Source organism: Desertibacillus haloalkaliphilus (assembly GCF_019039105.1).
Taxonomy (GTDB): Bacteria; Bacillota; Bacilli; order Bacillales; family KJ1-10-99; genus Desertibacillus; species Desertibacillus haloalkaliphilus.
This window is the reverse complement of sequence record NZ_JAHPIV010000680.1, coordinates 1-240: the sequence shown is the minus strand read 5'-3', so window position 1 is coordinate 240 and position 240 is coordinate 1. Positions and strand designations below refer to the sequence as shown.

2 tRNA genes are annotated in these 240 nt (G+C 50.0%); both read right to left on the bottom strand.

What is annotated here, in order from left to right:
- Positions 1 to 2: 2 nt before the first annotated feature.
- Positions 3 to 73 (bottom strand) — tRNA-Gly (locus tag KH400_RS23890).
- Positions 74 to 78: 5 nt separating this feature from the next.
- Positions 79 to 153 (bottom strand) — tRNA-Gly (locus KH400_RS23885).
- Positions 154 to 240 lie beyond the last annotated feature (87 nt).

The window sequence follows — 240 nt, the reverse complement described above, 5'->3', positions numbered from 1 at the left end:
GGAGCGGGTGATGAGAATCGAACTCACGACCAGAGCTTGGAAGGCTCTTGTTTTACCACTAAACTACACCCGCAATGATGGAGCGGAAGACGAGATTCGAACTCGCGACCCCCACCTTGGCAAGGTGGTGTTCTACCGCTGAACTACTCCCGCATATTGGTTAATAATGGTGAGCCATGAAGGATTCGAACCTTCGACCCTCTGATTAAAAGTCAGATGCTCTACCAACTGAGCTAATGG